Annotated in this window: 10 protein-coding genes; 8 read left to right on the forward strand and 2 right to left on the reverse strand. The window is 63.9% G+C overall.

The features are described from left to right. Nucleotides 1–138: 138 nt before the first annotated feature. The gene (locus LB559_RS28645) at nt 139–5637 is read right to left on the reverse strand and encodes an alpha-2-macroglobulin family protein (protein WP_224675551.1); all 5499 of its coding nucleotides are present in this window, start codon (nt 5635–5637) and stop codon (nt 139–141) included. A 272-nt stretch (nt 5638–5909) separates the two neighbouring features. Here LB559_RS28645 and LB559_RS28650 point away from each other — a divergent pair, with 272 nt between their 5' ends. The 6 genes from LB559_RS28650 to LB559_RS28675 all read left to right on the forward strand — a co-directional run bounded on the left by LB559_RS28650 (nt 5910) and on the right by LB559_RS28675 (nt 20533). After that, nucleotides 5910–7838 carry an autotransporter assembly complex protein TamA gene (locus LB559_RS28650; protein WP_224675552.1) on the forward strand — a complete coding sequence of 643 codons (1929 nt, stop codon included), beginning with the start codon at nt 5910–5912 and terminating at the stop codon, nt 7836–7838. A gap of 3 nt (nt 7839–7841) precedes the next feature. Further along, the gene (locus LB559_RS28655) at nt 7842–13895 is read left to right on the forward strand and encodes a translocation/assembly module TamB domain-containing protein (RefSeq protein ID WP_224675553.1); all 6054 of its coding nucleotides are present in this window, start codon (nt 7842–7844) and stop codon (nt 13893–13895) included. A gap of 266 nt (nt 13896–14161) precedes the next feature. Beyond that, complete coding sequence (locus tag LB559_RS28660; RefSeq protein WP_013530882.1) at nt 14162–15814, forward strand: ABC transporter substrate-binding protein; 1653 nt, start codon at nt 14162–14164, stop codon at nt 15812–15814. Nucleotides 15815–16044: 230 nt separating this feature from the next. Beyond that, entirely contained in the window at nt 16045–17079 is a 1035-nt protein-coding gene (locus LB559_RS28665; protein ID WP_013530883.1) for an ABC transporter permease, read from the forward strand. Between the two features lie 12 nt (nt 17080–17091). Next, nucleotides 17092–18249 carry an ABC transporter permease gene (locus LB559_RS28670; RefSeq protein WP_013530884.1) on the forward strand — a complete coding sequence of 386 codons (1158 nt, stop codon included), beginning with the start codon at nt 17092–17094 and terminating at the stop codon, nt 18247–18249. Between the two features lie 67 nt (nt 18250–18316). Continuing rightward, a complete protein-coding gene (locus LB559_RS28675; protein WP_224675554.1) occupies nt 18317–20533 on the forward strand; it encodes an ABC transporter ATP-binding protein in 2217 nt (738 codons plus the stop codon). A gap of 34 nt (nt 20534–20567) precedes the next feature. Here LB559_RS28675 and LB559_RS28680 read toward each other — a convergent pair whose 3' ends face one another. Next, the gene (locus LB559_RS28680; protein ID WP_013530886.1) at nt 20568–21158 is read right to left on the reverse strand and encodes a transglycosylase SLT domain-containing protein; all 591 of its coding nucleotides are present in this window, start codon (nt 21156–21158) and stop codon (nt 20568–20570) included. Between the two features lie 217 nt (nt 21159–21375). Between LB559_RS28680 and LB559_RS28685 the strand changes: the two genes are divergently transcribed. Together LB559_RS28685 and LB559_RS28690 are read left to right on the forward strand one after the other, a co-directional pair. Further along, complete coding sequence (locus LB559_RS28685) at nt 21376–22914, forward strand: trimethylamine methyltransferase family protein (protein ID WP_224675555.1); 1539 nt, start codon at nt 21376–21378, stop codon at nt 22912–22914. Between the two features lie 58 nt (nt 22915–22972). Continuing rightward, complete coding sequence (locus LB559_RS28690) at nt 22973–25399, forward strand: FAD-dependent oxidoreductase (RefSeq protein WP_224675556.1); 2427 nt, start codon at nt 22973–22975, stop codon at nt 25397–25399. The last annotated feature ends 4 nt before the right edge of the window (nt 25400–25403 follow it).

Raw genomic sequence — 25403 nt, forward strand, 5'->3', positions numbered from 1 at the left:
GCCGCCTTCTCTCCGGTGGGGAGAAGAGACTGGCGCCAGCGCTGGCCGTCTCCTCTCCCCTCGGGGAGAGGTCGACCAAGCGAAGCGGAGGGCGGGTGAGGGGGCACTTTGCTCATCGCGTCCATCGCCATCAGCGCCTTACGGCGCCTTGATCTCTATCATGCCGGTGGCGGTGCGGGCCGAGTATTGCGGCCGATACATGTCTTCCACCGTTGCCGCGGGGTGCGCATAGGTACCCGGCGTCACGGCGCGCACGACATAGGCGAGGGTCAGATTGTGGTCGTGGTCGCCGTCGGCCGGGTTGAATGCCGCGACGAAACGGTCGTCGCGGAATTCGAGATGGGCCGCATCGGTCTGCGCCAGCCACGAGAAGTTCGTCAACTGGGCGCTGGAGACCAGGCCGGGATTGTCGATCTCGAAGCCGGCCGGCAACAGGTCGGTGACCAGCAGGCGCGACGGCCATGTGTTCTGCTCGTTGACCTTGAGCACGACGACATAGCGTTCGTTCTGCGTCGCCTCGGTGACATTGGCTTCGGTGCCGTCGAGCTTGTAGTAAGTGCGGCTGATTGTGAAGCCGTCGCCGCCGGCCGGCAGCGGCTGGACCGGCGACGCCACCGTGGTGACGACGGCCTGCAGCGGGGTCTTGCCGGTGTTGGCGATGGTCAGCGGGCTGTCGACAAGGTCAGAGCCTTCGACCTGGTTGGAGTAGCCGCCGGAATGCGCCGCGCCATTGACGGTCAGCGTGATCGTATCATTGCCTTCTTTCAGCGCGCGGGCCGCCAGCAGCATCCAGGATTCGTCCTGGGTGCTGGTCCAGCGGGCTTCGGCGCGTTCCCTGGTCACCAGCTTGATCAGCTCCGGCACGATTGTCGGTACCGGCTTGGATTCCGCCGCCAACGCCAGCATCGCCGCGCCATCACGCAGCCGCGAACCGTAGTCGGAGCGGTAGTAGTCGTAGTCGGTGGTCGATTTGGCCAACTGCAGGGCAGTCTTGAACGTCGATTCCGCACGCGGTGTATCGCCGTAGAGCGCCAGGCTTGCCGCCAGCTGGGCAACGGCCATCGGGCTGGAAAAAGCTTCGAGTTGCGTGTCCGCATAGTAGCGCAGGTCGCCGATCGAGGCCTTCTTGTTGCGGGCCAGAACGTAGAGGGCGTAGGCGATCTCGCTGCCCCGGTCCTGGACGCTCTGGTCGTAGCCGAGTGAGTTCTGCAGGTTGCTGAGCGCCTGGTTCATGGCCAGGCTCGGCACGTCGTATTTCTGCTCGCGTGCCCTGGTCAGGAAGTCGGTGACATAGGCATCGAGCCACAGATCGCCGGAGCCCGGGCCCCACAGGCCGAAGCTGCCGCCCGAGGCCTGGTAGCTCAGAACCTTGTAGATGGCGTCCTGGATGCGGCCATGGATATCGGGATCGCTGGCCATGCCGATGCCGGACGCCAATTCATTGACGTAGAGAAGCGGCATGGCGCGGCTGGTGGTCTGCTCGGCGCACCCATAGGGGTAGCGGTCGAGCGTCATCAGCAGCGAAGGCACGTCGAATGCGGCAGCCTGCGAAACGCCGACGCTGACAGAGGCGCCGTCGAGCAGGCTTGCCGCGAGCAGCTCCTTGTCGACGCGAAGCGCGCCGCCATCGCCCTTGAGGTCGACCACCAGGCGGGTGGTGACCGGTAATTGCGCCGGGCGCACCGGCACATAGAGCGTCTGCTCGACCTTGGTGCCGTCGGCATGGGCAAGCTTGATGGTGAGCGAGGCATTGCCGGCCGTCTGAGCGATCAGCGGCACGGTCAGCGTCTGGCGCTTGCCCTGGGCGAGCGTCAGCTTCTGGGGCAGGGGCTTGTCGCCCGTCGACAGGTCGCCCGTCGTTTCGATCGAGAACGCATAGTCGCCGGCCGGACCATCGGTGTCGGCGACGTCGAGGCGCATAACGGCGGCGTCACCAGGCGCCAGGAAGCGCGGCAGGCCGGCGGTGATGACCACGGGATCGCGCACGATCACGTCGGACTGGGCGTGGCCGACCGCGTCCTTGGTCCAGGCGACGGCCATGACGCGCACGGTGCCGTTGAACTGCGGGATGTCGAAGTCGACCCGCGCCTTGCCGTCGGCGTCAAGCTCGACGACGCCGGAGAAGAAGGCGACCAGCTTTTCGGTCGGCGGGCTGCCTTGCGCCTGCATGTTGGCGCCGTCGCCGCCGGTCCTGAGCTTGCCGGCGTTGCCCAGAGAACCGTCGATCAGGCGACCGTAGATGTCGCGGATTTCCATACCCAGCATGCGCTGGCCGAAGAACCAGTTCTCCGGATCCGGCGCCTTGTAGCTGGTCAGGTTGAGGATGCCGACATCGACGGCGGCAACCATGACATAGGCATTGCTGCCCGGCTGCACGCCGGCGACCGAAACCGGGATCGACAGCTGCTGGCGCGGCATGGTCTTGTCCGGTGGCGTCAAGGTGATGGCGAGCTTCTTCGAACCCGGATCGACCTTCAGCCATTTCACGCCGATGGCGCGGGCCGGCATGCGCGTCTCCTGCGCATCGCCCGGCCGGAACAGGGTTGCAGTGACATAGGCGCCGGCGCCCCAGTCGTCGCCGACCGGAATGTCGACGGTGCTGCCGCCGGCCGGCACTGACGCCGTGATGGTCTTCAACAGCTTGTCGGAGCCGATGTTGATCAAGAGTTCGCCGGCAAAATGCGGCGAGATTTTCAGCTTGGCCACTTCGCCGGCGGCATAATTGTCCTTGTCGAGGGCGATTTCGAGGCCGTCAGGCGTTTCGGTGGTGGTCGAGGAGACATACCAGCCGGCGTCGAACTCGTAGCTGGTCGCCGGTCCTTCGGGATCGGCGGTTTCAACCTCGAGCCTGTACTGACCCCAATCGACCGGCACGGAGACCGTTGCGTCGCCGTCGGCGTTGAGGTCGACCTGGCCGTTGGCGATCGACTTGGTGAAGGTCACCGGCTCGTAATTCCACGAATTGTTGGAGCGGTACCACTGGTAATTGCGTTCGACCTTGACCAGCGTCCATTGCGCGCCTTTCAGCGCCTCACGCTTGCCGTCGGGATCGACGGCGATCAGGCTGAACTTGGCCGTGCCGCCCTGCGGCACTTCATTGTCGGCGAAATCCGGACGAATGCCGATCATATGGCCCTGCGGGCGGATGCCGATGTTGAGCGAGCGCTCGATGGCGCGGCCGCCGGTTTCACGCATCCTGACCGTCACCTTGGCGTCGACCAGCTTGGTGGTCGAGGGCAGTTGGTCGACAGAGACCGGGAAGGTCACCTTGCCGTCATCGCCGACCACCGGCAGATCGGCGAGGGGGGTGACCGTGGGTTCGGCCGACTGCTCGTCGGCGAGACCGAAGGAAAAGCCCTGGAAGCGGTCCCAGTCGCGCGACGTTGACAGCGTCAGCTCGCCTTCCAGCGCCAAGCCTGCTGCCGGCGCGCCATAGAGGAAGCGGCCGTCAATGTCGATGTTGGCGGTTTCGCCCTGGGCGATTTCCTGCTTGTCGGCCTTCATGTCGAATTCGATGCGATCCGGCACGAAATCCTCGACCAGGAACATCTGGCTGGCCACCGCGGGCTGCTTGGGATCGGTGTAGATCGACACCGACCAGGTGCCGCGCATGGCGTTGGGGGCGAGCGGCAGGTCGACGGCATGGCCGCCGGCCGATGCGCCGTCGCTGACGATACGGCGGTCCTCGACGCCGTCGGGGCGCGAGAAGATGAAGGTCAACGGCAGGTTTTCGACCGCCTTGGCGGCACCGTCGCGAGCAAGTGCGGCGACATGAACATCCTCGCCGGCGCGGTAGATACCGCGTTCGGTCCAGGCATAGACGTCGAGCGCACCTGGCGCCGCGCGCCCGGTGACGCCGCGGTCGGACAGGTCGAAGCCGGCCCGGCCCATGTCGAGGAAGACGAAGTCATTGTCGCCCTGCTTGGCCATCAGCACGGCCGGCACCATGCCGCCGTCGCCGCGCGTCAGGCCGGGGTTGAAGACGGCATGGCCGTCGGCATCCGACGTCGCCGTGCCCAGAACCTCATTGTTCCTGGCGACCAGCGTCAGTTCGGCGCCGGCGATCGGCTTGGCGCTGCCCAGCGAACGGGCAAAGACATTGAGCCCGTCCTGACCGGTATAGGTCGACAGGCCGATGTCGGAGACGACGAACCATTGCGTGGCCATCGAGTTGTAGTCGTCGCTCTTGTTGTTGACGGCCTGGGCGGTCAGCACGTAGACGCCGGGCTTGCGCTGCGGCACCGCCTCGTCGACCGGGAAGGAGGTGGTGACCTCCTTGTTGAGGTCATTGGCGATGTCGAGCTGGCCTTGCCAGACCGGCGCGCCCATCTGCTCGGAAATGTTGGAGATGTCATAGCCGTCCAGCTGGTGCAGGAACTGGTAGCCCGACAGAAGCTGTGCCAGCGAACGATCGCCGATGCGATAGAGCTTCATCTCGGCGGCGTTCATGTTGACGGTAACGATCGGAATACCGCGGCGCGCGCCGGCCGGCAGCACGAAGCTATCACCGGTGAAGCGGGCGGACGGTGCGCGGTCCTGGACATAGATCGACAGCACCACGGGTGCCGCGGTCACTTCGCCGATTGCCGCCGGCAGGCCGGCGCGGAAGGTGACGTCGTAGTGCTGGCCATGCTCCAGCCCTTCGACGCAGATCTGCTTGTCCTTGGCCTCGACGCCCTTGGGCGGTGCATTGTCGACGGTGACGAATTGCGCGTAATCGACGCCGGTCTTGACCAGATCCTCGGAGAATTGCGCGCAGATGCGCGGCGCGCTGGTGTCGGCGTCGATGGTGTGGTCGATAACGCGGAAACCCTTGCGCGCCTTCAGATCGGCATAGTCGGCCTGGACCGCCGGCGACGGGTTCAGGGCAAGGCTCGCCTCATAGGCCTGTAGCGCCGGCCGGTAGAGATCGCGCTTGTCGAGGCCGTTGCCGAGCAGCGCCAGCACTTCGGCGCGCGTCTTGGTGGTGCGCAGTAGTTTATAGGCGTTGAATGCGGCCGAAGTGCCGTTCGTCGGCAAAGTGGAAGCTTCGGATGTGCTGGCGGCGGGCTGCACGGCCAGCGTTTCACGCGCCAGGTTGAGCCAGAGCTGGCCATCATCGGGCAGTACCGAGACAGCGGCCTCGTATTTCAGCATGGCGGAGCGGTGGTCGCCGGTCAGCACGGCCTGTTCGGCGGCACTCAGCAAGGCAGCCATGCCTTCTGTCGGCTTGTCATAGGCCGGGCCGAGCAGCTTGTTGCGGTATTGCTGGGCCTGGTCGGCCATCCAGTTGGGGAAGAAGGCGAGTTCCGGCGGCGCGCCGATATCAGGATCGCCATCGATGTTGACGACCTTGCCGGCGACCGCGCCATTGAAGGTTTTCAACTGGTTGTAGTCGGATTTGAGGAAGCACCATTTGGCTTTTTTATTGTAGGTGAAGGCACGGCAGGCCGGGTCTCCCAGGCATGTCGTCTTGCACTGGTCGATTGTCACATTCTGGTCGGACCTGAGATCAAAACCGAAATAATCGGAATTGTCCGTTGTCGCGATACGCCGGGCCTCGGCCGCTTGCGCGACGCTGCTCCAGGCCAGGACATTGGCCCAGGCAAAAAACAGGAGAATCAGAATCGAAAGACCACGAGCCGCGCGCATTGCCATAACACCCCTCCAGACACAGCTGACGTCCGGGCATGATCAAGCTTCAGTCAGGCTTGTCAACACAAGGACGCGGCAGGGGTCCGCCTGCCAACGGTTTCCTTTCCGGTCGATGACCGGTAGTACCTCCATAGGACAGGGGATCACGCTTTCTTGCGGCGACGCAAAAGGTGTGAATTCCAAGCCCGTCCTATTTCAGACAATTGGATTGTGGCCCCTTTACGAGCGCTTCAGAACTTCATTCCAATTTTAGTTTTGTAACCTAGGTTGTCTTAATGCCGGCGCATGAAGAGCAGATGTCAGGAGGTCGCGCGCCAGGGCGTGCGCTTCTGCGCGCCCTGCTGCTGGCCATGATGTGCTCGACCGTGCTCGTCGCCGAATCGCCCCCGGCGGCCGCTTTCGAGCTTTTCGGCTTCAAGCTGTGGGGATCGTCCAGCGACGAGGATGCCGACATCGTCGATCCGCTGCGCTACGCCGTGACCATCAATGCCCCCGACGCCGACAAGGACCTGGTCAAGAAGCTCGAAAATGCCTCGGCGCTGAAGAGCGACGAGGAGCGTCCGGTTTCAGGCTCGCTCGGGCTGATGGCCAAGGCGCGCAGCGACCGCGAACAGCTTGTCGCCGCGCTCTATGCCGATGCCCGCTACGAAGGCGTCGTCACCGTCACCATCGACGGCAAGCCGCTCGACGATTTGCCGCCGGATGCCGAATTCAAGGGTCCGCAGCCGGTTCCCGTGGCGATCGACATTGCTACCGGGCCGAAATTCATCTTGGGCAATATCAGGCTGCAAGGCGACGCGGCAGGACTGATGAGCGCCGATTATGGCCTGATATCAGGCGGCGACGCCGGATCCGGCGCAGTGCTCAAGGCCGAGGCGCTGATCGTGCGGACGCTGAAGGAGCAAGGCAGGCCGCTGGCAGAGGTGACGGACCGCCAGATCGTCGCCGACCATGCCACCTCGACGCTCGACGTGACGCTGACGGTCGCCGCCGGACCGGTCGCCGGCTATGGCCCGACCACCGTGGAAGGCACCGAGAAGGTCGACCGCGACTTCACCGAATACATGACCGGCCTCAAGCGCGGCCGGCAATACTCGCCGCAAGAGATCGACGATGCGCGCGACCGGTTGCTGGCGCTCGAGGTCTTCAACAGCGTGACGTTCAAGGAAGCCGACAAGCTCGATGCCGACGGCAACATTCCGATCGGCGTCCAGGTCAGCGAGCGCAAGCCACGCTATTTCGGCGTCGGCGGCACTTTTTCCAACACCGAGGGGCTGGGCCTTGAGGGCTATTGGGGCCACCGCAATTTGTTCGGCCGGGCCGAGAAGCTGCGCATCGATGGCAAGATCAGCGGCATCGGCAGCAACGATCTCGGCGAACTCAACTACAATGCCGGCATCATGTTCGAGAAACCCGGTGTGATCGGACCGGCATCGAAGTTCTTCGCCGGCGTCAAGACAGTGCTCGAACATCCTGATGCCTATGACCATTTCTCGGTCAAGGGCAGCGCCGGCCTGTCCTACGAACTGACCAAGAAGCAGACGGTTTCCGCCGAGGTGGCGCTCGACTATTCCCGCATCCACGACGCTTTCGGCAAGCACAAATACCTGATCGCCAGCATTCCGCTGCAATATGTCTACGACAACAGGGACAACCGCCTGAACCCGACCAGCGGCTTCCGGGTGCTGGCCTATGCCGAGCCGAGCTACGACATTTTGAATGGTGCGGCCTTCCTGAAGCTCAAGGGCGAGGGATCGGCCTATCAGTCGCTGGATTCGGCTTCCAAGTTCGTGCTGGCCGAACGTGTCGCCATCGGGTCGATCGTCGGCACCGGGCTTCAGAATGTGCCGGCCGACCGGCGCTTCTATTCCGGCGGCGGCGGTTCGGTGCGCGGCTACGCCTATCAGGGCATCGGTCCGAAGGATTTCACCGGCCAGCCGATCGGCGGCCTGTCCTTCTTCGAAACCTCGGTCGAGATGCGCATCGCCATCACCGACACGATCGGCATCGTGCCGTTCGTCGATGCCGGCACCGTGTCGACCAAATCGGTTCCCGATTTCTCCGATGTCAAGGTCGGCGCCGGCGTCGGCCTGCGCTATGTCACGCCGTTCGGGCCGCTGCGCATCGACGCGGCCGTGCCGCTCAACCGCGATCCGGGCGATCCGCATTTCGGCATCTATGCCGGCATCGGACAGGCATTCTGAGCGATGAAAACAGTCTGGCGCATCCTCCGCATTGTTCTCTACACCCTGCTGATCGTGATTGCGGGAGCGATCGGCGCGCTGGTGGTGCTAACCAAGACCGAGCGCGGCCGCGACAATCTCGCCGGCATCATTTCGCGGCTGGCATCGACCGACGACCGCAAGATCACGGTCAGCGGCATAGACGGCATCTGGTCGGGAGCCCTCAGCGTCGACCATGTCGTGCTGGAGGATCGCGAGGGTGCCTGGCTGGTGGCGCGCAAGGTGGCCGTCGACTGGTCGCCGCTGGCGCTGCTGTCGAAAAACTTCAGCGCCGACCGCATCGCTGCCGAGCGCATAGAACTCGCCCGGTTGCCGGGGGCCAGCACGCAGCCGGCGCCGAGCGGCGGCACGACGACGCTGCCGGTTTCCATCGACATCAAGCAGATCGACCTGCCCGAGATCGCGCTTGGCCAGCAACTGGCCGGCAGCGGCATCGCCGAACTTGCCGCCAGGGGCATGCTCAAGGCCGATGCCGCGCCTCTGGCGGTCGAGACGGTGCTCAACGTCACCCGCCATGACGGCAAGCAAGGCAATGTCGATGCCAAGATCCACTTTGCGCCGGCGGACAACAGGCTCGATCTTGACCTCAAGGCCTCGGAGCCGGCAGGCGGCATCATCGCCAATCTGCTCAAGCTGCCCGATACGCCGCCGGTCGACATAATTGTCTCGGGCACCGGGCCGCTCGCCAATTGGAACGGCATCGGCACGTTCTCGGTCGACGGCAAGATCGTCACCCAGCTGACAGGCCGGCACCAACTGACCGACAAGGGTAATCATGTTGAGGCCAAGGGCGACGGCGATTTCGCTCGCTTCCTGCCTGAGAATCTCAAGCCGCTGTTTGCCGGCAAGACCAGCTTCGATGTCGCCGGCACCGCCACATCGGCCGGTGGCGTCAGTGTCGACCGCGCCAACATCGACAGCGATGCGGTGCACGGCACCGCGACCGGCATTGTCGATCCTGCCGGCGCCAGCGACCTCTCGATCGAACTCGCCGCCAAGGGTCCGCCCGTGGTGATCAGCGTCGGCAGCAAGGCGCAACCGATCACGCTGGCGATCAGCAATGCCACCGCCCGCGCCTTCGGCGACGGCAAGGCGCCGATCATCGACATCGGCGCCTCCTTCGTCTCCATCGTCGCCGGCGGCACGCGGCTGGATGATCTGGCGGCGCAGATCCATTCCGACGGCTTTGACATCCAGAACCGCGCCGGGCCGGTCACCGTCAAGCTGCAGGCGGGTGGCCTCAACACCGACGTGGCGACGCTGGCGCCGCTGATCACCGGCAAGATCGATGTCGATCTGGCCGGGTCGGTCAGCAAGGATGCCATTGCCATCGACCAGGGCACGCTGCGCTCCGACGCGCTCAACGCCTCTCTGACGGCGACGGTGGCGCTTGCCGACCTGTCGATGCAGCTGAAGATGAACGCGGATGCCGTGGCGACGGCCTTTCCGCCGCAGATCGCCTCGGTGCTTGGCGCCCGGGTGAAATTCTCGGCCACCGCGGCCCGCGATCCGCAGGGATCCTTCGCCGCCAACTCGATCGAATTCACGTCCGGCACGCTCAGCGCCGCCGGCACGGCCAGCATGCAGGGCACCGACATCCAGGCCGACATCAAGGGCAAATTGGGCGACGTTTCCGTGCTGTCGCCGACAGTCGGCGTGCCGGTTGCCGGTGGCGTCGATTTCGCGCTGTCGGCAAGCGGCGCCATGACGGCGCCCGACTTCACCGTTACCGCCGATAGCGACAGCCTGACGGCATCGGGCCGCACGGTGAAGAGCATCAAGCTGACGGCAAGCGGCAAGGCCGATATCACCAGTCCCGCCGCCAACGTATCGCTGACCGGCTCCGTCAACGACCAGCCGCTCGATATCAAGGCAGCACTGGTGACAAGCGAGGGCAAGCGTTCGATCAACGGATTCCTGGTCTCGCTAGGCGACAACAAGGTCTCGGGCGATCTCGCGCTGGACGACACGTACATGCCGCTCGGTACGCTGACGCTCGACGCGCCCGCTATCGACCAGTTGGCCGCACTGGCCGGCCAGGCGGTGACGGGCGACATCGACGGCACCATCGGCTTTGCCAAGGAGGGCGACGCGCCCTCCGTCGCGATCGATGCGAAGAGCACTTCGATCACGCGTGGCGACGTGACGGCCAAGGCCATCACCGTCAATGCGCTGATCGCCAATTATCTCAAGGCGCCGGCGATCGCCGGTTCGATAAAGGCTGACAGCGTCACTTCCGGAACCACCGAAATCAGCGGCATCGGCGTCGACCTGAAGCGCGACGGCGATTGGACCAATTTCACCGGCGGCGCCACCATAGCGGGCATTCCGGCGACCGCTGCCGGCCGGGTGAAGATCGCCGACGGCAAGACGAGCGTCGAGATTACCTCGGGCGAGGCGACGGTTCGCGGCATCAAGGCCGCAATCGCTCAGGCGTCGACACTGAGCATCGCCAACGGCACGGCCAGCATCGAGAAACTGGCGCTCGATGTCGGCGGCGGTTCGGTGACGCTGTCGGGCACTGCCGGTCAGACGCTCGACCTCGCGGCGCAATTTTCAGCACTGCCCGCGGCGCTCGCCAATGAATTTTCGCCCGGCCTCGACGCTGTCGGCACGCTCAGCGGCACGGCTGGTGTGACCGGGCCGCCGGCCGCTCCCGATGTCCGCTTCAACGCGCAGCTGGCTGGGGTCGAAACCAGCCAGACTCGCCAGGCGGGGCTCGGGGCGCTGAATGTCGACGCGGCAGGCAGTTACACCATGGCCGGCGGCGTTGTGCTCGATCAAGCGACACTGACCGGTGACAAGATTTCCGGCAAGGCAGCCGGCACCCTCAATCCGAACGGCGCCAGCGATTTTGCGCTCGATCTCATCTCATCCGGCCCCAGCCTGCCCCTGACTGTCGGCAGCGCCGAGAGCCCGGTCAAGATCGAAATCCGGTCCTTGTCGGCAAAGGCGGCGGGCGAGAGCACGCGGGCCCGCCTGGATGTCTCTGCGATCCTGCCCTCGATCGTCACCAGTCCAGCGAGGGTGGACGGGCTTGCCCTGGCGTTGCACTCGGATGCGTTCGATCTGAAGAACCGCGCAGGGCCGGTTTCCGGCACAGTGTCGGTGGACAAGGTCGGTCTCGACAATCCGGTGATTGCGCCGCTGATCGCCGGCAAGGTCATGGCGGCGCTCAGCGGTCGCCTGACAGCCGATGCGGTTGCCATAGACAGCGGCTCGCTCAAGAGCGATGCGCTGAACAGCCAGGTTGCCGGCCAGGTATCGCTGCGTGACGGTGCCATCGACCTCAACCTGAAGGCGGATGCCCCATCGTCGGCCTTGCCGGCGGCGGCACGCGGCATGCTTGGCGAACGCGCTGAGATCAGCGCCACGCTGAAGCGCGACCCCAACGGCAGTATCGCTATAGGCGGATTGAAGCTGACCTCGGGCGCGCTGACCGCAGACGGGCAAGCCAGCCTTGCCGACAACAAGGTGGCCGCCGACATCAAGGGTGCGCTGAGCGACATCTCGCTGCTGTCGAAAGACGCCAAGGGCGCCATCGCTTTTGCGTTGAACGCGCAGGGCCCGGCCGCGGCGCCCGACCTGTCGCTGACCATCGACAGCGACCGCCTTCTCGTGGCGGCGCGAGAGATCACCGGGCTGAAGCTGACCGCCACCGGCAAGGCCGATGCCGCCAATCCGGCGGCGAATGTGCAGCTGACCGGCAATGTCGCCGGCCAGGCGCTGCAAGGCAGTGCGGTGCTGGCGACGGCGGACGGCAAGAGCGCCATCAATGGCCTGCTGCTGTCGCTCGGCAAGAACAGGATTTCCGGCGATCTGGCGCTGGATGAGAAGTTCGTGCCAGTCGGCACCATCGCGCTCGACCTGCCCGATATCGGCCCGCTGGCGGCACTTGCCCTGGAGAAGGCCGAAGGCGATGTGCGCGGCACGATCGCCTTTTCGAAGAACGGCAATGCGCCACAGGTCGCAATCAAGGCGGCGACAGCATCGATTACGCGCGGCGACCTGCAGGCGAAAGCCGTCTCGATCGATGCGCTGGTCGCCAACTATCTGGCGGCGCCCGTGATCTCCGGAAAGATCCGCGCCGACACCGTCACGTCGGGCGGCACCGTGATCAGCGGCATCGATGTCGACTTGAAGCGCGACGGCGACTGGACCGGCTTCTCCGGCGGCGCAACCGTCAAGGGCATTCCGGCACAGGCCGCCGGCCGGGTGAAAGTGGCCAACGGCACGACGACCATCGAGCTTGCCTCCGGCCAGGCGACCGTACAAGGCATCAAGGCGGCCATTGCCCAGGCCTCGACCGTCAGCATTGCCAACGGCACGACGACGCTGGACCGGCTCGTGCTCAACCTTGGCGGCGGCACGGCGACGGTGACCGGCAAGGTCGGCACGGCGCTCGACATCAATGCGACGCTGGCGCGGGTGCCGATGTCGCTCGCCAACAGTTTCTCGCCGGGGCTCGACGCCGCCGGTTCGATCTCAGGCACGGTCAAGGTGACGGGTACGCCGGCGAACCCCGCCATTGCCTTCAACCTCGACGCGGCCGGCGTGCAGACCTCGCAGACGCGCGGTGCCGGTGTCGGTGCGGTGAGTGTCTCCTCGTCGGGCACCTTCGGCGGCAACAAGCTGACCTTCAATGCCAATGTCGGCGATGGCGCCGGCCTTGGCCTCAAGGGCGGCGGCACCGTGACGACGGCCGGCACGCCGTCACTGGTGCTCGACTTCAATGGCGTCGTGCCGTTCGGCCTGCTCAGCCAGAAGCTGGCCGCGCAGGGCCTGTCACTGTCTGGAACCGCCAATGTCAACGTGCAGGTGCGCGGTCCGGCGACATCGCCCGTCATCGGCGGCAGCATCAGCACCTCGGGTGCGCGCCTTGTCGATGCGCGCTCCGGCCTCGCCGTCAACGATCTCGCCGCCGATGTCTCGATTGCCGGCGGCGTCGCCAGGATCAACCGGCTGACCGGAACGCTGTCGACGCGCGGCAGCCTGTCGGCCAGCGGCACGGTCGGCATCAACCCGGCGCAGGGTTTCCCGGCCGACCTGTCGATCAAGCTGGTCGACGGCCGCTATACGGACGGCAGGGTGGTGACCGCCAATCTCGGCGGCGACCTGACGATCAAGGGACCGCTGACCTCCGCACCGGTCATCGCCGGCACCGTCAATCTCGCCAAGACGGTGATCACCGTTCCCGACAAATTGCCGGGCTCGCTGGCGGCGCTCGACGTCAAGCACAAGAACGCGCCGGGCGCGGTCAAGGCGCAGGACAAGGCGCTGCGGCCGCCGACGACCAGCGGCAAGGGCGGCGGTAGCGGCCTTGCGCTCGATGTCACGGTCAACGCGCCGAATCAGATCTTCATCCAGGGCAGGGGCGTTGATGCCGAACTTGGCGGCTCGCTGAAGCTGACCGGCCCGGCCTCGTCGCCGCAAGCGGTCGGCACCTTCACCTTGCAGCGCGGACGACTGTCGATCCTCGGCAAGCGGCTGACCTTCACCGAAGGCACGGTCGGGTTTTCCGGCTCGCTGGTGCCCTATCTCAATTTGACGGCGACCACGACGACGACCAGCGCCACCGTCACCATCGTGGTGTCGGGCGAAGCGACCAATCCGAAGTTCACCTTCTCCTCGGTGCCGGCGCTGCCCGAGGATGAGGTGCTGGCGCAATTGATCTTCGGCCGCTCGATGTCGAACCTGTCGCCGCTGCAGATCGCCCAACTCGCCGAAGCGGCGGGGCAGTTGGCCGGCGTCGGCGGCTCGACGTCGCTGCTGGAAAACCTGCGCAGCGCCATTGGCGTCGACGATCTCGACGTCACCACCGACGATCAGGGCGGCACGGCGGTTTCGGCCGGAAAATACCTCAACGACCGCACCTATGTCACCATCCAGAAGGGCGACAAGCCGGGCTCGGGCAAGGCGACGATCGACCTCAATGTCGGGCGCGGCGTCAAGCTGCGCGGCGAGGCCAACGATGCCGGCGAAGCCAAGGGCGGCATCTTCTACGAGAAGGAATACTGACAGTCCGGCGGGGCTTTTGGCCTCATGGTGGATCGATTCTGGTGCTGTGCGGGCCAGAGTAAATGTCTCAGTTTAATCGACTATCGCGATTCCAGAAGAATCCGTCGGGCAGTAGCAAATTTGCGCCAAGACTGTCGTTATCACGCGAACCGCTCCCCTTTCAAAGTTGCACATTCCCTAACATGTTCTCAATCCACGCCGTCTTTGACATCATGGCCTGGATGCGGAATGTTAAAAGGCGGAAAGCCAACAATGGGAGTTAAGTCATGACAATTTATAAGAGTAATGGCGATCGCGTTCCGGATCACATCCTGGCCATGGCCGAAGAAGCCAAGGCAGGCAAGGTGGACCGCCGCGAATTCCTGGCCATGGCCAGCGTCTTCGGCGCATCGACGGCAATGGCTTACGGCTTGCTCGGCCTCGCCGATCCGACGCCGGCGAAGGCCGAAGAGGTAAAGGGCAAGAAGGGCGGCACGCTGAAGATCGCCCAGTGGATCAAAGATCCCAAGGACCCGCGCAAGGCCGACTGGTCGGAAATCGCCAATGCCGAGCGCCAGGCGCTGGAGCCGCTGGTCAAGTACACCTCCGAATACACGTTTCGCCCCTATCTGCTGGAAAGCTGGGACGTCAACGACGACGCCACGCAGTATACGCTGCATGTGCGCAAGGGCGTCACCTGGTCGAATGGCGATGCCTTCACCGCCGATGACGTCATCTTCAACCTGAAGCGCTGGGCTGACAAGAAAGCCGAAGGCAATTCCATGCCCGGCCGTCTCGGCTCGCTGGTCAAGGACGACAAGCTCGACGAAAGCGCCGTGACCAAGCCGGACGACCACACGGTCGTGCTTAAGCTCAGCAAGCCGGACATCGCGCTGATTCCGAACATGTGCGACTATCCCGGGCTGATCGTCCACAAGACCTTCGATGAGAAGGGCGGCGACTTCAAGGCCTGCCCGATCGGCACCGGTCCGTTCGAACTCGTCTCCTACGATGTCGGTCAGAAGGTGGTCTACAAGCGCCGCACCGATGACAAGTGGTGGGACGGCGAAGTGTTCCTCGATGGCCTGGAATTCATCGACTACGGCACCGATCCGGCAGCCATGGTCAGCGCTTTCGAGGCCGGCGAAGTGCACACCAATTTCGAGACTTCGGCCGACTATGTGTCGATCCTCGACGGCATGGACCTGGTGAAGTCGGAAATCGTCACCGCGTCGACCATCGTCTGCCGCACCAACGTCAACAACAAGCCCTATGGCGACCAGAAGGTGCGCAACGCGCTGCAGCTTGCGGTCGACAACAATGTCGTCTTGCAGCTCGGCTACGGCAATGCCGGCTCGGTCGCCGAAAACCACCATGTCTGCTCGATCCATCCGGAATATTACGAGCTGCCCAAGGTTGCCCGTGATCCGGCCAAGGCGAAGGCGCTGATGGCGGAAGCCGGCCAAGCCGACTTCGAACACGAGCTGATCACCGTCGACGAAGACTGGCATAAGAACACCGGCGATGCGATCGCCGCCCAGCTGCGCGACGCCGGCATCAAGGTGAAGCGCACCGTTCTGCCGGGTTCCACGTTCTGGAACGACTGGACGAAGTATCCGCTGTCGATGACCAACTGGAACATGCGTCCGCTCGGCGTCCAGGTTCTGGCCATCGCCTATCGCACCGGCGAGGCCTGGAACGAGGCCGGCTGGTCGAATCCGGACTGGGATGCCAAGCTCAATGCGGCGCTCGCCGTTGCCGACGCCGCCAAGCGCAAGGACATGATGAAGGACATCGAGCAGATCCTGCAGGATTCCGGCATCATGATCCAGCCGTACTGGCGCAAGCTCTACAGCCACTCGGTGAAGGCGGTGCAGAACTACAAGATGCACCCGACCTTCGAGCGCGACTACGGCAAGGTCTGGCTCGACCAGGCTTGATATCGCATCGACATGGAGGGAAGGGGCTCGCTCCCTTCCCTCGCTCTTTGCATTGTCCGTCCCTGCTGGTCCGCACATTCTCAAAAAAGTTGCGGACTCGCGGGCAAGGCCATGCAACAAAAACAGGGTTGATCGCATCCGAAGGCCTGTTTGACAGCCAGCCCCGCCGGTCACGGCAGGGTTGGCTTTCATAGCCGGCTCAAACCCCAACCCATCGGCAGGGGGCCGCCATGCTTTCCTTCGTTATCAGGCGTCTTGGCACCATGGCATTGACGATGCTGTGCCTGACCATGGTCGTCTTCTTCCTGATCAACCTCGAACCCAATCTGAAGAAGCTGGCGATCAGCCAGACCGAAATGCATACGTCGGCCGAGCAGCTCGAGAGCTGGCTGGTCAACCATGGCTACCGGCAGAACTTCTTCGTCCGCTACGGCCAGTGGCTTGGTGTCTTGCCCAAGCAGCCGGTAACCGACCCGGCGACCGGTAAGCCGGCGCAGCGTTTCTCCTTCTGCAACGATCCGCTAGTGCCGACCTTTGCCGGCGTTTTCCAGGGCGATTTCGGCTGCTCGACCAAGTTCAAGGCGACCGTCGCCTCAAAACTGTTTCCGGCACTCGGCGCTACGGGCATCCTGATGTTCTGGGTGCTGGCGGTGATGGTGCCGATCTCGCTGCTGATCGGCATTCTGGCCGGCATGCGTGAGGGGTCGCGAACCGACCGGGTGCTGTCCGTGGCGTCGATCGCCTCGACGGCGACGCCTGAATATGTGTCGGGCGTCATCTTCACCGTCATCTTCGCCTCATGGCTAGGCTGGCTGAACGGCTCGGCGGCTTCGGCCAGCCAGGGCATCACCTTCTACAATTTCACACTGCCGGTGATGACGCTGGCGATCTACGGCATCGGCTATATCGCCCGCATGACGCGAGCTTCGATGGTCGAAGTGATGACGCAGCAATATATCCGTACCGCGCGGTTGAAGGGTCTCTCCTTCGGCAGCGTGGTGGTCAAACATGCCTTGCGCAACGCGCTGATCGCACCGTTCACCGTCATCATGCTGCAGTTCCCTTGGCTGCTCACCGGCGTCGTCATCGTCGAGGTGATGTTCCGCTACCAGGGCTTCGGCTACACGCTGGTCGAGGCGGCCGGCAACAACGATATCGACCTTTTGCTCGGCTGCTCGCTGGTCTCGGTGTTCATCGTCTTGATCACGCAGCTCATTTCCGATGTCGGCTACGCATTTCTCAATCCGCGTATCAGAGTTCAGTAGGGAGCGAAGCCGATGCCGGTTCAATACATCAGTGGCTTCACCGTCGTTTTCGAAGTGCTGTCGCGCTTCTGGCCGGTCTGGATCGCGCTCGTCATCGTCATGGGCGCGAGCTTCGCCTACAAGAAGAAGCTGGCGCTCTACGGCCAGCTGTTCGACAGCGGTGTCGGCATTGTCGGCGTCGGCATCTGCCTGTTCTGGCTGTTCACGGCGATCTTCGCCGCGACCATATCGCCCTTCGATCCGCTGGCCCAGATTCCGATCATGAAGGACGTGCTGCCGGGCGCCGTCGAACCGCAGTCGGGGCTGACCTATCTGTTCGGCGGCGACAAGCTGGCGCGCGACGTGTTTTCGCGCATGGTCTATGGCAGCCAGATCGTGCTGATCATCGCGCCTGCCGCGACCGGCTTCGCGCTGATGGTCGGCATCACGCTCGGCCTGCCCGCCGGCTATTACGGCGGCAAGATCGACACCGTGCTGTCGTTCCTGGCCAACCTTGTGCTCGCCTTCCCGGTGATCCTGCTGTTCTACCTCTTGGTGACGCCGGGCATCATGGACACGCCGATCCCCTATGGCATGGCCGGCGTGTTCTTCCTGTTTCCGATCATCTTCTTCAGCGTGCTGTTCTGGACCCGCTACAAGAACCGGCCCGACCGGCTCTACATCCTGCTCGGCATCACCCTGATCCTCGGTGGCTGGATCTATCTCGGCCTTGTGTTCGATAAGGACCCGCTGCACATCGTCCATATCGATCCAAACCAGCTCAACATCTTCGTGGCGGTGGTGTTCGCCTCCAGCCCCGGCGTGTTCCGCATCGTGCGTGGCCTGGTGATGGACATCAAGACGCGCGATTATGTGGCGGCGGCGCAGACGCGCGGTGAATCGCCCTGGTACATCATGCTGTGGGAGATCCTGCCCAACGCGCGCGGGCCACTGATCGTCGATGCCTGCCTGCGCATCGGCTACACCACGATCCTGCTCGGCACGCTCGGTTATTTCGGCCTTGGCCTGGCGCCGGAAAGCCCGGACTGGGGCACCGCGATCAAGGACGCCAGCCGCCTGCTGCGCTCCTTCATCCATCCGGCGCTGCCGCCGACCATCGCACTGATGTCGTTCGTGCTGGGCTTGAACCTGCTCGCCGACTCGCTGCGCGAACAATCGATGAAAGACTGATGTCGCGGGTTTCGACCCGATGGGCCTGAGAGAAACAGGCCTGGAAGAACCAGGATTGGAGCGACCCATGAACGAGGCAGTTCGAAATCCCGCCAAGCCGACCCCCGGGCCAACCAAAGGGCCGATCATCGAGATCGAGAACCTGTCGATCTCCTTCTTCACCCGCAAGGGCGAGATACCGGCGGTCATGGATTTTTCCTGCACCGTCATGCCGGGCGAGGCGATGGGCATTGTCGGCGAATCCGGCTGCGGCAAGTCGACCGTGTCGCTCGGCATCATGCGCGACCTCTCCAACATCGGGAAGATCGTCGGCGGCAAGATCAAGTTCCAGGGCAAGGACATGGGCGAACTCTCCGACGAGGAGTTGCGTTCCATCCGCGGCAACAAGATCGCCATGATCTACCAGGAGCCGATGGCGAGCCTGAACCCGGCGATGAAGGTCGGCCAGCAGCTGATGGAAGTGCCGCTGATCCACGACAAGGTGTCGAAGGAAGAGGCCTATAAACGCGCCCTCGATATGGTGCGCTCGGTCAAATTGCCCGATCCCGAGCGTATGATGCGCTCCTATCCGCACCAGCTCTCCGGCGGCCAGCAGCAGCGCATCGTCATTGCCATGGCGCTGCTGTCGAAGCCGGCGCTGCTTTTGCTCGACGAGCCGACGACGGCGCTCGACGTGACGGTGGAGGCGGGCATCGTCGATCTGGTCAAGGGGCTGGGCGAAAAGTTCGGCACGTCGATGATCTTCGTGTCGCACAATCTCGGCCTGATCCTGGAAACCTGCGATCGCATCACGGTGATGTATTCGGGCGAAGCGGTGGAGACCGGCAAGATCAAGGACGTGTTCGACCGGATGCGCCACCCCTATACGCAAGGGCTGTTCCGCTCGATCCCGCTGCCGGGCGCCGACAAGAACTCACGGCCGCTGATCTCCATCCCCGGACAGCTGCCGCTGCCGCACGAGCGGCCCAAGGGCTGCAATTTCGGCCCGCGCTGCCACCATTTCGTCGAGGGTGTCTGCAACGCCGCCGAAATCCCGATGATCGAGGTCGCTGGTCACGAAGGCCATTTCTCGCGCTGCGTGCGCTTCAACGAGATCGACTGGGAAGCGCTGCCACCCGGTGCCAAGAAGGTCAATGAGCGCGTCGTGCCCGGCGCGCCGGTGCTCAAGATCGAGGACCTCAGAAAATATTACAGGGTCGGCGGCAGCGAGGTGTTCGGCTCGAGCGAGGGCCGCGTCGTCAAGGCCAACGAGACGATCTCGTTCATGGCGCGCGAATCCGAGACGGTCGCCATCGTCGGCGAATCCGGCTGCGGAAAGTCGACGCTGGCCAAGGTGCTGCTCGGGCTGGAGACGGCAAGTGCCGGCACGGTGACGCTGGGCAACACGGAAATCCAGTCGACGGGGATCGACAAACGGAGCGTCGACACGGTGTCGTCGATCCAGATGGTGTTCCAGAATCCGTTCGACACGCTCAATCCCAGCCATTCGGTCGGTTCGCAGATCATCCGCACGCTGGAGAAGTTCAATGTCGGCAAGACGGTTGCCGATCGCCGCAAGCGGATGCTGGAGCTGCTCGACCTGGTGAAGCTGCCGCGGGCATTCGAAACCCGCAAGCCGCGTCAGCTTTCGGGCGGCCAGAAGCAGCGCATCGGCGTGGCGCGAGCCTTTGCCGGTGACGCCAAGGTGGTGGTGGCCGACGAGCCGGTCTCGGCATTGGACGTGTCGGTGCAGGCGGCGGTGACCGAACTGCTGATGGACATCCAGCGCAAGAACAAGACGACGATGCTGTTTATCAGCCACGATCTGTCCGTCGTTCGCTACATCGCCGACCGCGTCGTCGTCATGTATCTCGGCTACATCGTCGAGCAAGGCACGACCGACCAGATCTTCGCACCGCCCTATCATCCCTACACCGAGGCGCTGCTGTCGGCGATCCCGATCGCCGACACGAGTGTCGTGAAGAAGCACATCGTGCTGGAAGGCGACATCCCGTCGGCGATGAACCCGCCACCCGGCTGTCCGTTCCAGACCCGTTGTGGCTACAAGAAGCTGGTGCCGGACAATCTCTGCGAGACCAAGGTGCCGCCGGTCAAGCATCTCGGCGACGGTCATATGAGCCTGTGCTGGCTCTCCGACGACGTGCTGGCCAAGATGGAGCCCGTGATCAAGTTCGACAAGGAACACGCCGCGCACGAAGGTATGCCGGACGATGCGCCGCATGGCGATGGGCCCGGTTTTGCTGGCACGCCACCAAAGCGTCCGCGCGGCAAAAGGCCGAGCTGACCGTCCGAAGATCGAGATCAACGATGCGGCAAGCTCAGTTCCCGCACTCGCTCAACTGCTGGGCATAGTCCCGCGCCATCTTGTCGGTGGCCCGGGCATAGCCCTGCACACCGGCATCGCCCCTGTTGCCGCGGCCATAGGCGGTCCAGCCGAGATAGTAGGCAAGGTAGAGATTGTAGGTGTCATTGCGGGCGACGCCGTAGGTGTCAGATGTCTTGGAATGATACCAGCCGACGAAATCGACCGCATCGGCGAATTTCGTCCGCCGCGCCGCCCAGTTGCCGGTCTCGCGCTGATATTGCGACCAGGTGCCGTCCAGCGCCTGCGAGAAGCCGGTGGCCGTGGAGACGTGCTTCCACGGAATGAAGCCGAGCAGCTTGGTACGCGGCGGCCTTGCATTGCTCTTGAAGCCCGATTCCTTGCGCACCGTCGCCATCAGTACGGGAACGGGAATGCCATATTTCTGTTGGGTGCGCTCGGCGGCAGACTGCCAGTTGTCGAACCAGCCGTCATTCTGGTCGAAGACGGCGCAGACATTGTTGATGTGATTGGGCGGCGTGGCGCAGGCCGAAAGCGCCAGCAGCACGCAAACCGCACCAATTTTACTAAAACTCGAACTACGCATCGGCAGAGCAATAGGCCGAAATCATAAAGGGAATCTTGCAGCGTCCATTAACGCTTCGCCCGAGCGGTCGCTCGAGGAAATCCCATATCAACAATCCGACATATTTCGTCGTATTCTATAAATGGATACTGCGGAAATGCCGCCGTGGCTAAAATCACGCCCGCAAACGGCGTATTTATGACAGCTTGCCTGGTTTGCCGGGGCTTTGATGCCAGGCATGAACGAACCAAGACGCAAACGCGGCGCCGAGCGCACCAGCAATCGGGGGCCATCGGCCATTCCGCAACTGCCGCTCAGGCGGGTGACCAATCCCTATCCGCCAATGGCCATGCTGTCGCCCGATCAGATCAAGCAGATCCATCAGGCGTCGATGCACATATTGGAGAATTTCGGCATCGAGGTGATGAGTCCGCGCGCGCTGTCGCTGTTCGAGAAGGCCGGCGCCAGGGTCGATCATGCCTCAGCGAATGTCCGCATCGATCGCGGCCTGATCGAAGACGTGCTGAAGACCACGCAGCCCAGCTATGTGTTGACGCCGCGCAACCCGGCCAACGCGGTTCATCTGGGCGGCAACACCATCAATTTCACCCTCGTTGCCGGGCCGCCCAATGTCCATGACATGGAGCGCGGCCGCCGCGCCGGCAATTTGCGCGACTATTCGGATCTCACACGGCTGGCGCAGCATTTCAACTGCATCCACATGCTGGGCAACCAGGTCTGCGCGCCGGTGGAGCTGCCGGCAAACTCCCGCCATCTCGACACTTATTTCACCAATCTGACGCTGACCGACAAGAGTTTCCATGTCTCGGCGATCGGCCGGGGCAGGGCATTGGACGGCATCGAGATGATGGCGATTTCGCGTGGGCTGACGCTCGACCAGATGCGCGACGATCCCGGCATCACCACGATCATCTCGGTCAACTCCCCGCGCCGCTTCGACGAGATGATGGCCGAAGGCCTGATGACCATGGCCGAGTTCGGCCAGTCGGTGGCGGTGACGCCGTTCACGCTGATGGGGGCGATGAGCCCGGTGACGCTGGCCGGGGCGCTGGCGCAGCAGAATGCCGAGGCGCTGTTCGGCGTAGTGCTGACGCAGCTTGTCCGTCCGGGCGCGCCGGTCATGTATGGCGCCTTCACCTCCAATGTCGACATGAAGTCGGGCGCACCGGCCTTCGGCACGCCTGAGAACACCAAGGCCAACATTGCGTCAGGGCAACTGGCGCGGCGCTACGGGCTGCCCTACCGCACGACGCCGGGCTCGGCTTCCAATGCCGCCGACGCGCAGGGCGCCTATGAGACGCTGATGGCACTGTGGGGCGCGGTGCTCGGCCACGGCAACCTCGTCTACCACGCCGCCGGCTGGCAGGAGGGCGGGCTGACGGCGTCGTTCGAAAAACTCATCATCGATGTCGAGATGATCCAGCATATGATGGAGTTCTTGCGCCCGATCGAAGTCAATGAGGCGGAACTCGCCGTCGAGGCTTTGGGTGCGGTGCCAACCGGTGGGCATTTCTTCGGCGAGCCGCACACGCTGGAGCGCTACGCCACTGCCTTCTACCAGCCGATGCTGTCCAACTGGCAGAATTACGAAGCCTGGCAGGAAGCCGGCGGCCTCGACGCCACGGCACGCGCGACGCGGCTGTGGAAGAAAGCGCTGGAGGACTATGTCGAGCCGGTGATGGATATCGCCGTGCGCGAGGCGCTAGAGGCTTACATGGCCAGGCGCAAGGAAGCGATCGGGCAGGGCGAGCCGTGATCGTTCCCAGCTTGAATCCATTCACCCATTCAACTCACTGATATCAGAGAAAAAATCCATGAAATCGCATGCAAAGGTCGTGGTCATTGGCGGTGGCGTCGTCGGATGCTCCGTGTTGTTCCATCTCGCCCGCCACGGCTGGACCGACGTTGTCCTGCTCGAGCGCGACGAGCTGACCTCAGGCTCGACCTGGCACGCGGCCGGGGGCATGCACACCATCAATGGCGACCCCAACGTCGCCAAGCTGCAGAAATACACGATCAATCTCTACAAGGAGATCGAGGAGCTTTCCGGCCAGGCGACCGGCGTGCATCTGACCGGTGGCGTGCTTCTGGCAGCGACCGAGGCGCGGCTCGACTGGCTGCGCGGCGTCGTCGCCAAGGGCCGCTATCTCGGCATCGAGCTCGAGGAGATCTCGCCCAACGAAGCGGCCGAACTGATGCCGCTGCTCGATCCCAAGCAGTTCGTCGGCGCGGTCAGGAACAAAGAGGACGGCCATCTCGATCCCTCCGGCGTCACCCACGCCTATGCCAAGGCCGCGCGGAAACTCGGCGCCGAGGTCGAGCGTTTCACCAAGGTCGAGGACATCGTGCGGCGCCCTGACGGGCTGTGGCGGGTCATCACCAACAAGGGCGAGGTGGTGGCCGAGCATGTCGTCAACGCCGGCGGCCTGTGGGCGCGCGAGGTCGGCCGCATGGTCGGCCTCGAACTGCCGGTGCTGGCCATGGAGCACATGTACCTGATCACCGAGGACATGCCGGAGGTCGCCGCCTGGAACGCCAAGACCGGCACCGAGATCATCCACGCGGTCGACTTCGATGGCGAGCTCTATCTGCGCCAGGAGCGCGGCGGCATGCTGATGGGCACTTACGAAAAGGCCAACAAGCCATGGTCCGAATACCAGACGCCATGGAATTTCGGCCATGAATTGCTGGCGCCCGACATCGACCGCATCGCGCCGTCGCTTGAGGTCGGCTTCCGCCATTTCCCGGCCTTCCAGAACACGGGCATCAAGCAGATCATCAACGGGCCTTTCACCTTCGCGCCCGACGGCAACCCATTGGTCGGGCCGGTGCGCGGGCTGCCGGGCTTCTGGGTCGCCTGCGGTGTCATGGCCGGGTTTTCGCAAGGCGGCGGCGTCGGCCTCGCTTTGTCGAACTGGATGATCGAGGGCGATCCCGGCGCCGACATCTGGGCGATGGATGTCGCGCGCTACGGCGACTGGGCGACGATGGCCTATACCAACGCCAAGGTGCGCGAGAATTATTCCAGGCGCTTTTCGATCCGCTTCCCCAATGAGGAGCTGCCCGCCGGGCGGCCGCTGAAGACGACGCCGGTCTACGACCTGCTGTCGGCCAAGGGTGCGCAATGGGGCGTTGCCTATGGGCTGGAAGTGCCGCTGTGGTACGCGCCGGAAGGCGTCAAGGACGAATTCTCCTGGCGCCGCTCGAGCGATTTCACGCAGGTCGCCAAGGAGGTCGCCACAGTTCGCGACGGTGTCGGCCTGTCGGAGATTTCGAGCTTCGCCAAATACAAGGTGACGGGTGAGGGAGCGGCCGCTTGGCTCGACCGGATGCTTGCCTGCAAACTGCCCAAGCCCGGCCGCATGACGCTGGCGCCGATGCTGAAGGAAGACGGCAGACTGATCGGCGATTTCACCCTCGCCAATCTCGGAAGCGAGGGCTGGTTCCTCGCCGGCTCCGGCATCGCCGAGCAATACCATATGCGCTGGTTCGAGAAGCACCTGCCTGACGATGGATCGGTCCGCATCGAGGCGCTGGGCGCGAAGCTCACCGGTCTGTCGATCGCCGGCCCGAAGGCGCGGGATGTGCTGGCAAAGGCGACGCGCTCGGATGTCTCCAACGCGGCCTTTTCCTTCATGGCCATTGGCCGGATGGATATCGGCATGGCGCCGTGCCTGGTCGGCCGTGTGAGCTATACCGGCGATCTCGGCTACGAGATCTGGGTGGCGCAGGAATACCAGCGCGCCGCCTATCAAGCGCTGATGGCGGCGGGCGGGGAATTCGGCATCGGCCTGTTCGGCTCGCGCGCCCTCAATGCGCTGCGGCTGGACAAGAATTACGGCTCATGGGGGCGCGAGTACCGGCCGATCTACGGGCCGCTGGAAGCGGGGCTCGACCGCTTCGTTGCTTACGGCAAGGACGCCGATTTCATAGGCAAGGCCGCGGCGCTGGCCGAGCGCAGGCAGGGCGGCAAATTGCGCCTGCGCGCTTTTATCGTCGATGCCGACGATGCCGATGTCATTGGCGATGAGCCGATCTGGTTCGATGGTGCGGTGCGCGGCTGGGTGACGTCGGGTGGCTATGCGCATCATTCGAAGAAATCCGTCGCCGTCGGCTATGTGCCGAAGGAGATCGCTGATGAGAGCGACGGCTTCGAGATCGAGCTGCTGGGCAAGCGCCATGCGGCGCGCATTCAGGCGGTGCCGCTGTTCGACGCCAATTTCGAACGGATGCGTGCTTGAAGCG

This window comes from Mesorhizobium sp. BR1-1-3 (genome assembly GCF_020165455.1).
Classification (GTDB): Bacteria; Pseudomonadota; Alphaproteobacteria; order Rhizobiales; family Rhizobiaceae; genus Mesorhizobium; species Mesorhizobium ciceri.

Bases quoted from the DNA above. Each gene is read 5' to 3' on its own strand.
- LB559_RS28645 (WP_224675551.1), bottom strand. From the start codon at position 5,637: ATGGCAATGCGCGCGGCTCGTGGTCTTTCGATTCTGATTCTCCTGTTT.
- LB559_RS28650 (WP_224675552.1), top strand. From the start codon at position 5,910: ATGCCGGCGCATGAAGAGCAGATGTCAGGAGGTCGCGCGCCAGGGCGT.
- LB559_RS28655 (WP_224675553.1), top strand. From the start codon at position 7,842: ATGAAAACAGTCTGGCGCATCCTCCGCATTGTTCTCTACACCCTGCTG.
- LB559_RS28660 (WP_013530882.1), top strand. From the start codon at position 14,162: ATGACAATTTATAAGAGTAATGGCGATCGCGTTCCGGATCACATCCTG.
- LB559_RS28665 (WP_013530883.1), top strand. From the start codon at position 16,045: ATGCTTTCCTTCGTTATCAGGCGTCTTGGCACCATGGCATTGACGATG.
- LB559_RS28670 (WP_013530884.1), top strand. From the start codon at position 17,092: ATGCCGGTTCAATACATCAGTGGCTTCACCGTCGTTTTCGAAGTGCTG.
- LB559_RS28675 (WP_224675554.1), top strand. From the start codon at position 18,317: ATGAACGAGGCAGTTCGAAATCCCGCCAAGCCGACCCCCGGGCCAACC.
- LB559_RS28680 (WP_013530886.1), bottom strand. From the start codon at position 21,158: ATGCGTAGTTCGAGTTTTAGTAAAATTGGTGCGGTTTGCGTGCTGCTG.
- LB559_RS28685 (WP_224675555.1), top strand. From the start codon at position 21,376: ATGAACGAACCAAGACGCAAACGCGGCGCCGAGCGCACCAGCAATCGG.
- LB559_RS28690 (WP_224675556.1), top strand. From the start codon at position 22,973: ATGAAATCGCATGCAAAGGTCGTGGTCATTGGCGGTGGCGTCGTCGGA.